Source organism: Phenylobacterium sp. LjRoot219, from assembly GCF_964252995.1.
In the GTDB taxonomy this organism is placed as follows: domain Bacteria; phylum Pseudomonadota; class Alphaproteobacteria; order Caulobacterales; family Caulobacteraceae; genus Phenylobacterium.
In genome coordinates, this window is sequence record NZ_CAXUQI020000001.1 from 2,059,274 (window position 1) to 2,072,062 (window position 12,789).

Below are 12,789 nucleotides of genomic sequence, written 5' to 3' on the forward strand. Positions count from 1 at the left end.
CGGATCGGCTCACGCCTTCCGCTGCCAGGCGCGCTATGCTGGCCGGCGCCGCCGTCGTCGCGATGCTGGCGCATTCCCCCGCGAACGCTCAGGCGTCCGGCGGGACCGAAACCGCTGCGCCCTCGGCCGAGGCGCCGTCGCCTGACGGCCTGGCGGACGACGAGCTTTACCTGGAGGCCGACCGCCTCACCCGCGACGACAAGAACGGCCGCACCACGGCCGAGGGTTCGGTCGAGATCCGCTACCAGGGCCGCACCCTGCGCGCCGACCGCGTCGTCTATGACGAAGGCGTCGAAGGCAAGCCGGGCGTCATCCGCGCCTTCGGCCACGTCCAGCTGATCAATGCCGACGGCACTATCGAGTTCGCCGACCAGCTGGCGCTGGACGACAAGATGAGCGCCGGCGTCGCCGAGGGCTTCTCGGCCCGCCTGCCGGACAATGGCAAGATCGCCTCGGCCACCGCCGCGCGGCGCTCCCAGACCGTGCAGGAGCTCAACCGCGCGATCTACACGCCCTGCGACATCTGCAAGGCCGACGGCACGCCGAAGACGCCGAGCTGGTCGATCGCCGCCGACCGCGTCGTGCAGGACAAGCAGCAGCGGCTGATCTTCTACCGCAACGCCCGGGTGCGCGTGAAAGGCGTCCCGGTGCTCTACCTGCCGGTCTTCTGGCACGCCGACCCCACGGCCAAGCGCGCCTCGGGCTTCCTGACGCCGAGCTTCGGCCTCTCCGACCGTCGCGGCCTCTCCTATGAGCAGCCCTACCTCTGGGTGGTCTCGCCCTACACCGACGTCGTCCTGAGCCCGCAGTTCAACACCGAGATCAACCCGTTCCTGAACCTGCAGATTAAAAAGCGCTTCTACTCCGGGGACATCGATCTGCGCGGCGGCTACACCTACGAGCGCGACGTCGACGGCGACGGCAACCGGTTCGGCGACCGGACCAACCGCAGCTACATCCTCGGCCGTGGCGCGTTCCAGTTGGACAACAACTGGCTGCTCGGCTTCACCGCCGAACGCACCTCCGACCTGCTGATCTTCGACAAGTACGATATTCCGCGCGTCTATGTGACCCGCGGCCCGTTCGTCGCCGACGACCGCCGCTTGATCTCGCAGCTCTACGCGATCCGTCAGGACACGAAGAACTACTTCTCCGCCGCGGCGATGAGCATCCAGGGCCTGCGGCAGACCGTACCCGGCGAGTTCGAAAACAGCGGCACCTTCCCGATCATCGCGCCGCTGATCGAAGAGCGCTATTCGCCCGACTCCGCATTGCTGGGCGGCCAGTTGCGACTGACCGGCAGCGCGGTGGCGCTGACCCGCGACCTGGACCCCAACGACCTCTCCAAGCCGGGCATCGACAGCCGCCGCATCACCACCCAGGCTGACTGGCGGCGGTCCTTCACCTCGTCCGGCGGCTTGCGGCTCGATCCGTTCGTCAGCGTCCGCGGCGACTTTTACAGCCTGGGCGACGTGCCGGACGCCGACGGCGTCACCTACCGCTCGGACATGATCGGCCGCGCGCTGGCCACGGTCGGCGCCGACCTCTCCTATCCGCTTTACCGCCGCTGGCGGAACTCGACGGTGGTGGTGGAGCCGCTGGTCCAGGCGGCCGTCTCGCCCAACGCCCGGCAGGTCATCATCGGCTACAACCCCGACGGCTCGCCGATCTACCTGAACGAAGACAGCGCGACCTTCGAGTTCGACGAGACCAATCTCTTCCGGACCAACAAATTCCCGGGCTACGACCTCTACGAGGACGGCGCGCGGCTGAACGTCGCCGGACGGGCCTCGGTGCTGTGGGACGACGGCCGTCGCGCCAGCCTGCTGGTCGGCCGCAGCCTGCGCTCCGAGACCAACACGATCTTCCGCGAAGGCTCCGGGCTGCGCGGCAAGGCCTCCGACTGGATTGTCGCCGCCGACGCCCAACCGCTGCCCGGCGTCTCGATGTACGCCCGCGCCCGGCTCGACTCCAACGACCTGCAGGTGCACCGGCTCGAGGCCGGCGCCAACGCCTCGACCAAGTGGGCCTCGGGCTTCATCCGCTACCTCAACAATGACACCGAGGTCATTGGCGAGCCGACCGCCAGCCTGAGCGGCGGCAAGCAGGAAAACATGGATATCGGTGGTGAGGTCTACTTCACCAAGAACTGGGGCGCGTCGCTCTACGGTAGCCGCGACATCGCCCAGGGCGCCTGGGCGGTCCGCGACGTCGGTGTCTTCTACCGCGACGACTGCGTCCGTGTGGACGTGATCTATCGCAAGGAAGATGCGGTCATTTACCAGCGTGACAACAACCAATTGCGCCAAATTGGCCGCAACGAGCAGATCGCCGTGCGCCTAACGCTCGCCACATTGGGCGGGACATTTTAGATGACACTGAGAGAATGCCGGCCCGCGCGGCCGCTGGAAGGAATGATCCCATCCATGATGCACGCCGACGACGTCCCGGGCCGGTTGGCGCGCGGCGCGGCTTTGGCCGCGCTTTTGTTGGTCGCAGCCCTGCCCCTCGACGTGCATGCCGCTCCGAGCCGCGCGGTGAAGGCACCGCCGACCGATGCGCCGGCGGTGTCGATTCCGCCTGCCACGTCCGCCGCCCCGCGACCGCTCTCGGAGTCGGTGGCCGCGATCGTCAACGATGAGATCATCTCGACCTATGACTTGGCGCAGCGCATGCGCCTGCTGATCATCACTTCGGGGATCCAGCCGAACCAGGAAAACCTGCCGCAGTTTCAGCGGCAGGCGTTGATCTCGCTGATCGACGAGAGCCTGCAGTTGCACGAGCTGCGGCGGGTCGAAAAGCAGCAGAAGATCAGCATCATCGCGACCGACGCGGAGGTGCGCGAAGAGCTCACCGCCATGGCGCGCGAGAACAACATGACCGCCGACCAGTTCCTCGGCGCGCTGAAGAGCCAGGGCATCGGCCCGGAGACGCTCTACCAGCAGGTCCGCGCCCAGATGAGCTGGCAGCGTTGGATCCAGGGCCGCTACGGCAGCCGTCTGCGGATCGGCGAAGATCAGATCAAGGCCACCGAGACCCGGCTCGCCGCCGTCGCCTCGAAGCCGCAGTACCAGATCAGCGAAGTGCTGATCGACGCCAACCGCGCCGGCGGGATGCCGCAGGCGCTGCAGGGCGCCCAGCAGCTGATCACCCAGATGCAGCAAGGCGCGCCCTTCCCCGCCGTCGCCCGGCAGTTCTCGGCTGCGCCGACCGCCGCCGCCGGCGGCGACGCCGGCTGGGTGAGCCCCGGCGAACTGCCGCCGGAAGTCGACGCCGTGCTCGACGGCCTGCGGCCCGGCCAGCTGTCGCCGCCGATCCAGGTCAAGGAAGGCGTCTACATCATCTATCTGCGCAACAAGCGCGCCGGGGCCGGCGCGACCATGGTGAGCTTGAAGCAGGCCGCGATCCCCCTGAAGGCCGACGCCTCGCCCGCCGACATCGAGGCCGCCCGCGCCAAGCTGATGGCCGTGCGCGCCGACGCCAAGGGCTGCAACGACCTCGAGAGCGTCGCGTCGAAAGCCGGCGTCATGGCCGGCGACCTCGGCGACGCGGAGATCGCCGATCTGGCGCCAGAGTTCCAGCAGGCCGCCCAGACGCTGAACGAAGGCCAGATCTCCGAGCCGATCCGCACCAAGGTCGGGCTCCACCTGGTCGCCGTCTGCGGCAAGCGCGCCACCGGCAGCGGTGCGATGTCGCGCGACCAGATCGAGAACCGGCTCATGGGCCAGCAGCTCAGCCTGATCGCGCGGCGGTACATGCGCGACCTGCGCAACTCCGCCACCATCGAGACGCGGTGAGCCGCCGGCCGCTCGCCCTGACGCTGGGAGATCCGGCCGGCGTCGGTCCGGAGATCATCGTCAAGGCCTGGCAGGCGCTGCGCGCCGAGCCGTTGAGCTTCTTCGCGGTCGGGGATTTCCAGGCGCTGGCGGCGGCATCAGCCGCCGACGCCGGGATCCTGCAACGGATCGCCTCGCCGCAGGAGGCGACGCGCGTCTTTCCCGACGCCCTGCCGGTGCTCGACCTGCCGCTGGCGACGCCGGCCGTGGCGGGTCGACCCACCGCCGCGGCCGCGCCGTCGGTGATCCAGTGGATCGAGACGGCCGTCGACCTTGCCCTGCGCGGCGAGGCCGGCGGGGTGGTCACCGCCCCGATCTCCAAGGCCCCTCTCTATGACGCCGGCTTCAAGTTCCCCGGCCACACCGAATTCCTCGGCGAGCTGACCGCTGCGGCGCCGTACGAGGGCGCACGTGGTCCGATCATGATGCTCACCGCCCGCGACCTGCGCGTGACGCTGGTGACGGTGCATGCGCCGTTGGCCCGGGTGCCGGCGCTGCTCAGCACCGAGGCGATCGTCCACGCCGGCCTGGTCACCGCCCAGGCGCTGCGCCGCGACTTCGGGATCGCCGCGCCGCGCGTCGCCGTCGCCGGACTCAATCCGCACGCCGGCGAGTCCGGCAGCATCGGCCGCGAGGAGGTGGATCTCGTCGCGCCGGCCGTGCAGGCCCTGCGCGCGCTGGGCGTCGACGCGAGCGGTCCCTACCCGGCCGACAGCATGTTTCCCGAGGAGATGCGCGCCCGCTATGACGCCGCGCTCTGCCTCTATCACGACCAGGCGCTGATCCCTGTGAAGATGCTCGATTTCTGGGGCGGCGTGAACGTCAGCCTGGGGCTGCCGATCGTGCGCACCTCGCCGGACCACGGCACCGCGTTCAACATCGCCGGCCAAGGCGTGGCGCGGCCCGACAGCCTGCTGGCCGCCATCCGGCTGGCCGACGCGATCGCCGGGCGGCGCGCGGCATGAACGACCCGCTTTCCGAGCTGCCGCCGCTGCGCGAGAGCCTGGCGACCCACGGCCTGCTGGCCAAGAAGTCGTTCGGCCAGCACTTCCTCCTGGACCTCAACATCACGCGGAAGATCGCCCGACTGGCCGCCGTCGGCGCCGATGACCACGTCCTCGAGGTCGGCCCGGGACCGGGCGGCCTGACCCGCGCCCTGCTCGAGACCGGCGCCCGGGTGACCGCGGTGGAAAAGGACGAGCGGTTCCGGCCGTTGCTCGAGGAGCTGTCCGGCGTCTGCCCGGCGCTCGCCCTGGTGTTCGGTGACGCGCTGCAGGTCAACGAGACCGCGCTGGCCCAGGGCGAGCCGGCGCATCTGGTGTCGAACCTGCCCTACAACGTCGGCACCCCGTTGTTGATCAAGTGGCTCACCGGCCCGTGGACCCCGGCTTCGCTGACCCTGATGTTCCAGAAGGAAGTCGCCGACCGGATCGTCGCGGGTCCCGGCGACGACGCCTATGGCCGGCTGGCGGTGATCGTCCAGGCCACCTGCCACGCGCAGCGCGTGATGGATGTGCCGGCGCGCGCCTTCACCCCGCCGCCGAAGGTGGATTCCGCCGTCGTGCGGCTAGTCCCGCGGCCGGACCGGCCGTCGGCGGAAGCCTTGAAGTCGCTGGAGCGGGTCACCGCCGCGGCCTTCGGTCAACGCCGCAAGATGCTGCGGTCCAGCCTCAAGGTGTTGGGCGGCGAGAGCCTGATCACGGCGGCCGGGCTGGATCCCCAGGCGCGCGCCGAGACGATCGACCTGGCGGGGTTCCTGCGGCTGGCCGACCAGCTACGCGGCTAGGCGGCCGACCAGCAGCGCCTGGGCCTGACGCGTCAGGCCCCAATTGCTGAGGCAATGAGCGCCCGATGTCGGCTGGCCATCCCAGCCGAGGAACTCGAGCCAGCCCCGCTCGCCGAGCGCGAAGCAGCGGCGATCGCGGGCGAATCCCGCCTCGACGCGGGCGCCGTGGTCGTAGAGCACATTGACCAGGCGGCCATTCGGCAGCGCCTGCATCAGCAGGTCTCTATTCGGCGGGGAAAGGCTGTCGACGTCCATTCTGTACGCTCCGACTTGCGCAGCCACCTAGCCGGCGAGTCCGTCCCACGTGCAACTATCCGCCGACGGCGCCCTGTGGATGGTTTGGGCGGGCCTGGGGATGAAGGGTGGGCGAAGCGAAGATGCGAGACAGCTGCCTTATTTCTTCTCGAGCAGCAGCTGACTTTCCTTCCTGAGCCGTCCCTTCACCTTGTTGGCCAGCATGCCCAGCATGCCGGGCAGCAGCACCTCCAGCTTGATCGCGGCGTCCTCGACATCGATCGTGCCGGAGATGGTCTGGCCGAGCGCGCCGAACTTGAAGTTCAACCGGTCGCCGCTCCAGGTCTTCGACAACGCGCCCGCCACCGCGCCCATATGCTGCGAGAAGCTGGCGAACCCCTCATCGATGCGGCGTCGCGCCTCGGCGCGGCCCAGCTCGTGCGGGATGCTCATGGTGATGGCCTTGCTCATGCTCCTATGAACGGTGGAGCCGGGCTTGGGGGTTCCGTGGCGGCTTGCTAACAGAGGCGAATGATGGACGAGGACCGCACGCTCTTCGGCAGGGGCCGGTATCCCGATGATGGGCCCCTCGCCGTGCTGGCCCGCCTCAGCTTCCTCGCGGCCCTGCTGGCGATCGTCATCGCCGTCTTCCTGCCCAAGTGGATGGTGCCGCAGTTCGTGCGCTCGCACTATCTGCAGCACTTCGCCGCCTTCTATGTCCTGCTGCTGTCCGCGCTCGCCGCCATGCCGCGGGCGCAGCTGCGGCGCTTGATCATGGGACTGGCCATCTTCGCCAGCCTGCTGGAGGCCAGCCACCTGCTGGCCGGCGCGGAGCTCCGGCCGCTGGTGCGCAACTGGGTGGCCGACATCGGCGGGATCAGCGCCGCGGCGGTCCCGATCCTGGTCGCGCGGTTCCGCCGGCGCTTCCCGCCACGTGCCTGAGGCCGCCTAGAACCAGCGCCGCTCGCGGACCCGCAGGTTGTTCTGCACGTGCCGCACGCCGTTCAGATCGGCCAGGTCCTCGATCCGCCGCTTGTCGTCCTTCCGACGCACCGTGCCGTTGAGCGTCACTTCGGCGTTGTCGACGACCACTTCGACGTCGCGCAGGTCGAGCCCGCGCTGGTCCTCCAGGCGCTCGACGATAACCGCCCACAGCACCCGGTCGGACGGTCCGCGCCGGCGGCGTGCCTCGCTGTCGTCGCGGCCGAACAGGCGCCACGACCGGCCCTCTTCCCGGACGCTGGCTTCCCGCTCGCCGCGGGCATCAGGGCCGCGGGCCATCGGGCGGCCATAGCCGCGGTCGCGCTCGGCGGCCGGGTCGTACCCCGGGTCCTCCTCGGCGTAGCGCCGGTAGCCCCGACCGTGCTCCGCATCGTAGGCGAAGTCGGTGGAATAATCGGCCTGGCCGAAGTCGTCCGCCCGCTGGCCGGTCTCCTCCGCAGCCCGATAGCCGGCCCGGCGATCCGGATCGTAGCCGTAGTCGGTCGAATAGTCGGCCAGGCCGTAGTCGTCCTGAGGCGGGTCGCGACGCTCGTCCCAGTGCGCCCGGCGCTCTTCACGTGCGCGTTCTTCGCGCGTCCGATCCCAAGGCATGGTTCCTCCTCCTTGCATCACGGTTCAGGGCCAGAAACCTGCGCCGTGGCCTTCGGTTCCGCCGCGATCGCCGGCCGTCGGCCACGGGCGACAATTGATCGCGCGCAGCAGGGGAATTCTCTGATAGAGGGCGTCGGCCGCCGGAGGATCCGCACTCCGCGCGCGTGTTAGGCTCGTGACCGAGGCCGCGACTCGCGAGAGACCCAGTTCGTGCTCCAGCTGCGCGACACGTCCGCCCCCTTCCCCGAACCGGTGGCAGATCCGGCGCCGCACCATCGTGAGCCGCCGCGCGGCGGCCCCGCCGTCGTGGCGCGGCGTTGGGCGTTGCGCCTGGTTCCGGCGGTGTTGCTGGTCGCCGCCGGGGTCGTGCTGTGGCGCGAGTTCCATCATCTGAGCTTCGCCGCCGTCGCCGAGGCGATGAACGCCTGGGGCCACGCACGCATCCTCGGCGCCATCGCCCTGGCCGCCGCCAGCTTCTTCCTGATGGGGGTCGTCGAATGGCTGGGCGTGCGCTGGGCCGGCGCCAGCGTCCCCTTCGGCGCCGTTCAGGCGGTGTCCTTCCTCGCCAACGGCATCGCCCATTCGGTCGGCGCCAACCTGCTGGTGTCCGGGGCGGTGCGCGCCCGGCTCTACGACCGCTATGGCGTCACGCTGAGCCAGGTCGCCGCCACGACGCTGTTCGGCGGGATGTCCTTCGCCGTCGGCATCGCCACCCTCGGGGGAACCGGGCTGGCCCTGTCGCCGGCCGAGCAGCTGGCGGCGACGGCGATTCCGGTCCAGCTCGCCCGCACGGTCGGCTGGACGCTGGTCTCAGCGGTGCTCTGCTATGTGACGCTGTGTGCGGTGGCCCGCGCGCCGCTGCGCATCTTCGGCCGCAGCTTCCGCCTGCCGTCGCCCGGCGACGCCATGGCCCAGGTCATCATCGGCGTGGTCGACAACGGAATCGCCGCGGCGATCATCTGGCTGCTGATGCCGTTGGGGACCGTGCCCTACCAGACCTTCGTCGGGGCCTATGCGATCTCGACCGTGGCCGGACTGATCTCGACCGTGCCGGCCGGCGCCGGGGTCTTCGAAGGCTCGATCTCCGCCCTGCTGCCGCACGCCGACGCCGCGCCGCTCGCGGCGGCCTTCCTCGGCTATCGGCTGGCCTACTACGTGCTGCCGCTGATCATCGCCGGCCTGGCGCTGGCCGGCGACACCGTTCTGCGCCGCCGCTGAGCGGTTCAGCCCTTCGGCTGCTCCTCGAGCCGGCCGTCCTTCAGCGCGAACACCCGGTCCATATGCTTGGCGAGCTCGAGGTTGTGGGTGGCGATCAGCGCCGCTACGCCCTGGTTGCGCACCAGGTCGTAGAGCGCGTCGAACACCGTCCCCGAGGTGCCGGGGTCGAGATTCCCGGTGGGCTCGTCGGCCAGCAACAGCCGCGGCGCGTTGGCCAGCGCCCGGGCGATCGCCACCCGTTGCTGTTCGCCGCCGGACATCTGCGCCGGCTGGTGGTGGGTGCGCGCCTCCAGGCCGAGCTCCGCCAGCAGGCCCTTGGCCCGCTCGCGCGCGGCCCGCCGCGTGCGGCCGGCGATCATCTGCGGCAGGGCCACGTTATCCAGCGCCGAGAACTCCGGCAGCAGGTGGTGGAACTGATAGACGAAGCCGATGTTGGCCAGCCGCACCCGGGTGCGCGCACGCTCGCCCAGGTCCGAACAGTCGCGGCCGAGCACGGTGATGCGGCCGGCATCCGGATGCTCCAGCAGCCCGGCGGCGTGCAGCAGCGACGACTTTCCGGAGCCGGAAGGCCCGATCAGCCCGACGACTTCGCCGGGCTTCACGTCGAGGTCGACGCCGCGCAGCACGGTGAGCTTGCCGGCGCCGGTGACGTAGGAGCGCTCCAGCCCACGGATCGAAAGGACCGGCTCACTCATAACGCAGCGCCTCCACAGGATCGAGGCGCGAGGCGCGCCAGGCGGGCGGAAGGGTGGCCACGAACGACATGGCCAGCGCCCAGAAGGTGATCAGCCCGACCTCGGCCCAGTCGACCTTGGCCGGCAGCCGCGACAGGAAATAGACGTCCGAGGAGAACACCGCCGCCCCGGTCGCCCATTCGACGAAGGCCTGGATCGGCCCGATGTAGAGCGAGATCAGCAGGCCGAGCAGCAGACCCGCGGCGGTGCCCAGCACGCCGACCATCGCCCCGGACATGAAGAAGATCCGCATGATCGAGCCGGCGCTGGCGCCCATGGTGCGCAGGATGGCGATGTCGCGCCCCTTGTTCTTCACCAGCATCACCAGGCCGGAGATGATGTTCATCGCCGCGATCGCGACCAGCAGCATCAGGATCAGGCGCATGACGTTGCGCTCGACCTTCAGCGCGCCCCAGAACGACGAATCGCGCTGCGTCCAGTCGGTCACCAGCGCCCCGGGCCCTGCCGCACGCGCGACCGCCGCCTTCGACAGCCCCGCCTTGTCCGGATCGACCACCTTGATCTCGACCGCGTCGACGCTGGTTTCGCGGCCGAAGAACAGCTGCGCCTGGGCGAGCGGCATGTAGATGTAGGCTTGGTCGTACTGGCTCATGCCGACGGTGAAGGTCGCGCCCACGGTGTAGGTCTTCTGCAGCGGCGTGCCGCCGAAGGCGGTCGCCCCGCCCGACGGCGAAATCAGGGTCAGCGGGTCGCCGGGCCGCACGCCCAGCGACTGCGCCAGCCGCTCGCCGATGACGACCATGTCGCCGCCGAACTCGCCCTCGCCGAAGCCCTTCAGCGACCCGCGGGTGACGTTGCCGGCGACCAGCGGGGTCGCGGCGAGATCCTGCGGCCGCACCCCGCGGACGATGACGCCGGTGATCTGGCCGGGGCCCATGGCGATGGCCTGGGCCTCGACGATCGGGGCGGCGTGGACCACGCCGGGCACCTTGATGATCTGCGCCAGGACCTGGTCGCGGTCGGGCCGGTCGAGCACCGCCCCGCCGACGAACAGATGGCCGTTGAAGCCGAGGATCCGGCTGAGCAGTTCGGCGCGGAACCCGTTCATCACCGACATGACGATGATCAGCACCGCCACCGCCAGCATGATGCCGATGAAGGAGATGATCGAGATCAGCGCCACCCCGCCCTGACTGCGCTTGGCGCGCAGGTAGCGACCGGCGAGCATCCGCTCCCAGGAGCCGAAGGGCGGCGCGCGGCCGCCGTTGGGGGCCGCGGCGTTCACGCTCACGCGCAGATCACCTTGAGCGCCGCCTCCAGCGGCAGCGTCTGGCGCTCACCCGTGGCGCGTCGCTTGATCTCGACCACGCCGTCGGCGACCCCCTTGGGGCCGACGATCAGCTGCCAGGGCACGCCGACCAGATCCAGCGAGGCGAACTTGGCGCCCGGGCGTTCGTCGCGGTCATCCAGCAGCGGCTCTTTGCCGGCCGCCTGCAGCGCCCGATAGGCCTGCTCGGCGACCGCATCCACCGCGGCGTCGCCGACCCGCAGGTTGACCACGGCCGCGCCGAACGGCGCGACGCTCTCCGGCCAGATGATCCCCGAGCCGTCATGGCTGGCCTCGATGATCGCCGCCACCAGGCGCGAGACGCCGACGCCGTAGGAGCCCATCTGCACCGGCCGCTCGACGCCGTCGGGCCCGGCGACCATGGCCTTCATCGGCTTCGAGTACTTCTCGCCGAAGAAGAAGATGTGGCCGACCTCGATGCCGCGCGCCGACATCCGCTTGTCCTCGGGCGCTTCGACCTCGAACCGGGCCTGGTCGTGCATCTCGTCGCTGGCCGCATAGAGCCGGGTGCGTTGCTCGACCAGCGGCTGCAGGTCGCCGTCCCAGTCGATGTCCGGGCCCGGCGCGCCCATCTCCACCAGATCGCGGTGGGCGAAGACTTCGCTCTCGCCGGTGTCGGCCAGGATGATGAATTCGTGGGAGAGGTCGCCGCCGATCGGACCGGTGTCGGCTCGCACCGGGATCGCCTTCAGACCCAGCCGCGAATAGACGTTCAGGTAGGCCAGGAACATGCGGTTGTACGCACGCCGGGCCGCGGCCTCGTCGACGTCGAAGGAATAGGCGTCCTTCATCAGGAACTCGCGGCCGCGCATCACGCCGAAGCGCGGGCGCCGCTCGTCGCGGAACTTCCACTGGATGTTGTAGAGGTTCTTCGGCAGGTCCCGGTAGGACTTCACGTAGCTGCGGAAGATGTCGGTGATCACCTCTTCCGCGGTCGGGCCGTACAGCAGGTCGCGGTCGTGGCGATCCTTGATGCGCAGCATCTCCTCGCCGTAGTCGTCGTAGCGGCCGCTCTCGCGCCACAGGTCGGCGAGTTGCAGGGTCGGCATCAGCACCTCGACGGCGCCGGCGCGGTCCATTTCCTCGCGGACCACCTGCTCGATCTTCTTCAGCACCTTCAGGCCGAGCGGCAGCCAGGCGTAGATGCCGGCCGCTTCCTGGCGGATCATCCCCGCGCGCAGCATCAGCTGGTGCGAGACGATCTGCGCGTCGGACGGAGCCTCGCGCAAGGTCGGCATGAAGTAACGCGAAAGGCGCATGAGCTCGGGCGTCCCTGATGAAGCGAAGAGCCGGTCAGATAGCCCCGGCAGCCTCACCTTGGCAACGCGCAGACGGCGTCTTCAGGTTCAGCTTGTTCGCCAGGGCAGCTTGTCGAGGTCGATTATGTGGGAATGAACCACGCCCAGGATCACCAGCATGACCAGCGCCGAGACCCAGGTCGTGGTGATGAACTTGCGCTTCAGGTTCGGATTCACCGGCGCGCCGGGGTCGCCGCCCTCCGGATCGATGCCGGCCTCGGCGAAGCTCTTCGAGCCGAACGGCAGGATGGCGAACAGCACCGTCCACCAGACCGTCAAATAGAGCGCGATGGTGGTGCCGACGCCCATCAGTGCGCGCCCTTCGGGGTCTCCATCAGCTCGACCAGCACGCCGCCCATGTTCTTCGGATGGACGAAGATCACCGGGGTGCCGTGCGCGCCGATCCGCGGCTTGCCGTCGTTCAGCACGGTCGCGCCCTTGGCGACCATGTCGTCACGCGCGGCGAGGATGTCCTCGACCTCGAAGCAGACATGGTGCTGGCCGCCCTTCGGGTTCTTCTCGATGAAGGCCCGCACCGGCGACTTCTCGCCATAGGGCTCGAGCAGCTCGATCTGGCTGTTCGGCAGGTTCACGAAGCAGACGCGAACGCCCTGCTCTTCCATCACGAACGGTTCGGTGATGGAGGTCGCGCCAAGCACATCACGGTACATGGCGATGGCGTCTTGGATGGAGGGCGTCGCGACGCCCACGTGATTGAGCTTACCGATCATGGCCGCCGCTATACCGCTTTGCGTCGCGTGATGCGAGAGGGCGCAAAGGC

14 protein-coding genes are annotated in these 12,789 nt (G+C 69.6%); 6 read left to right on the forward strand and 8 right to left on the reverse strand.

The features are described 5' to 3' along the window. Positions 1-35 precede the first annotated feature (35 nt). From ACSQ14_RS10110 to rsmA, 4 genes are read left to right on the forward strand one after another with little or no spacing between them, the layout of a single operon-like run. The gene (locus ACSQ14_RS10110) at positions 36-2,372 is read left to right on the forward strand and encodes an LPS-assembly protein LptD (protein WP_436012269.1); all 2,337 of its coding nucleotides are present in this window, start codon (positions 36-38) and stop codon (positions 2,370-2,372) included. A 54-nt stretch (positions 2,373-2,426) separates the two neighbouring features. After that, the gene (locus ACSQ14_RS10115; RefSeq protein ID WP_436012271.1) at positions 2,427-3,797 is read left to right on the forward strand and encodes a peptidylprolyl isomerase; all 1,371 of its coding nucleotides are present in this window, start codon (positions 2,427-2,429) and stop codon (positions 3,795-3,797) included. After that, entirely contained in the window at positions 3,794-4,801 is a 1,008-nt protein-coding gene (gene pdxA / locus ACSQ14_RS10120; RefSeq protein WP_436012273.1) for a 4-hydroxythreonine-4-phosphate dehydrogenase PdxA, read from the forward strand. The genes ACSQ14_RS10115 and pdxA overlap by 4 nt, the downstream gene beginning before the upstream one ends. After that, positions 4,798-5,622, forward strand: coding sequence for a 16S rRNA (adenine(1518)-N(6)/adenine(1519)-N(6))-dimethyltransferase RsmA (gene rsmA, locus ACSQ14_RS10125; protein WP_436012275.1), 825 nt, complete (start codon positions 4,798-4,800; stop codon positions 5,620-5,622). Before pdxA ends, rsmA begins: the two co-directional genes overlap by 4 nt. Here rsmA and ACSQ14_RS10130 read toward each other — a convergent pair. Next, a complete protein-coding gene (locus ACSQ14_RS10130) occupies positions 5,611-5,877 on the reverse strand; it encodes a hypothetical protein (RefSeq protein WP_436012277.1) in 267 nt (88 codons plus the stop codon). The genes rsmA and ACSQ14_RS10130 overlap by 12 nt on opposite strands. Positions 5,878-6,015: 138 nt before the next feature. Continuing rightward, the gene (locus ACSQ14_RS10135) at positions 6,016-6,327 is read right to left on the reverse strand and encodes a polyhydroxyalkanoic acid system family protein (protein ID WP_436012279.1); all 312 of its coding nucleotides are present in this window, start codon (positions 6,325-6,327) and stop codon (positions 6,016-6,018) included. Positions 6,328-6,390: 63 nt separating this feature from the next. Here ACSQ14_RS10135 and ACSQ14_RS10140 point away from each other — a divergent pair, with 63 nt between their 5' ends. After that, the gene (locus tag ACSQ14_RS10140) at positions 6,391-6,798 is read left to right on the forward strand and encodes a hypothetical protein (protein WP_436012281.1); all 408 of its coding nucleotides are present in this window, start codon (positions 6,391-6,393) and stop codon (positions 6,796-6,798) included. Positions 6,799-6,804: 6 nt separating this feature from the next. On the opposite strand, the gene ACSQ14_RS10145 is transcribed toward ACSQ14_RS10140, so the two are convergent. Then, a complete protein-coding gene (locus tag ACSQ14_RS10145; RefSeq protein WP_436012283.1) occupies positions 6,805-7,449 on the reverse strand; it encodes a BON domain-containing protein in 645 nt (214 codons plus the stop codon). 210 nt (positions 7,450-7,659) lie between these two features. Between ACSQ14_RS10145 and ACSQ14_RS10150 the strand changes: the two genes are divergently transcribed. Further along, positions 7,660-8,667, forward strand: a complete 1,008-nt coding sequence (locus tag ACSQ14_RS10150; protein WP_436012285.1) for a lysylphosphatidylglycerol synthase domain-containing protein — start codon at positions 7,660-7,662, stop codon at positions 8,665-8,667. 5 nt (positions 8,668-8,672) lie between these two features. On the opposite strand, the gene ACSQ14_RS10155 is transcribed toward ACSQ14_RS10150, so the two are convergent. The 5 genes from ACSQ14_RS10155 to mce form a co-directional block, all read right to left on the reverse strand. Further along, complete coding sequence (locus ACSQ14_RS10155) at positions 8,673-9,362, reverse strand: ABC transporter ATP-binding protein (RefSeq protein ID WP_436012288.1); 690 nt, start codon at positions 9,360-9,362, stop codon at positions 8,673-8,675. After that, the gene (locus ACSQ14_RS10160; RefSeq protein ID WP_436015399.1) at positions 9,355-10,590 is read right to left on the reverse strand and encodes a lipoprotein-releasing ABC transporter permease subunit; all 1,236 of its coding nucleotides are present in this window, start codon (positions 10,588-10,590) and stop codon (positions 9,355-9,357) included. The genes ACSQ14_RS10155 and ACSQ14_RS10160 overlap by 8 nt, the downstream gene beginning before the upstream one ends. A 59-nt stretch (positions 10,591-10,649) precedes the next feature. Beyond that, positions 10,650-11,969, reverse strand: a complete 1,320-nt coding sequence (proS, locus tag ACSQ14_RS10165; RefSeq protein ID WP_436012290.1) for a proline--tRNA ligase — start codon at positions 11,967-11,969, stop codon at positions 10,650-10,652. Positions 11,970-12,056: 87 nt separating this feature from the next. Then, on the reverse strand, positions 12,057-12,317 hold the full coding sequence (locus ACSQ14_RS10170) for a DUF1467 family protein (RefSeq protein WP_436012292.1): 261 nt from the start codon (positions 12,315-12,317) through the stop codon (positions 12,057-12,059). Continuing rightward, on the reverse strand, positions 12,317-12,739 hold the full coding sequence (mce, locus tag ACSQ14_RS10175; RefSeq protein ID WP_436012294.1) for a methylmalonyl-CoA epimerase: 423 nt from the start codon (positions 12,737-12,739) through the stop codon (positions 12,317-12,319). Before mce ends, ACSQ14_RS10170 begins: the two co-directional genes overlap by 1 nt. Positions 12,740-12,789: the final 50 nt, after the last annotated feature.